The organism is Flavobacterium sp. FlaQc-57 (assembly GCF_044007395.1).
Taxonomy (GTDB): Bacteria; Bacteroidota; Bacteroidia; order Flavobacteriales; family Flavobacteriaceae; genus Flavobacterium.
Genome location: NZ_JBIPDA010000026.1, coordinates 1 through 249, shown reverse-complemented (window position 1 = coordinate 249; position 249 = coordinate 1). Strand labels below are relative to the sequence as shown.

The window sequence follows — 249 nt, the reverse complement described above, 5'->3', positions numbered from 1 at the left end:
TTCACAAACTCTAACAGCTACCGCTACAGTACCAGCAGGTTCAAGCATTGTTTGGTATGATGCTGCCACAGGAGGAAACATAGTAAATCCGGCAACATTAGTAAGTACAGTTGCTGCTACCAAAACACTATACGGTCAGACTTCAAACGGAACTTGTTCAAGTTTGACAAGAACAGCTGTTGTTTTAACAATCAATGGCGCACCATCAGCACCAACTGCTCCGGGTAACGTAACAGTATGTGAGACAGG

The 249-nt window shown here is 44.2% G+C and carries 1 protein-coding gene; it reads left to right on the top strand.

Features of this window, described 5'->3' with window-relative positions; translation table 11 throughout:
* The coding region (locus ACHRVZ_RS21455) for a hypothetical protein (RefSeq protein ID WP_395425059.1) at positions 1-249 on the top strand (249 nt) is incomplete at both ends.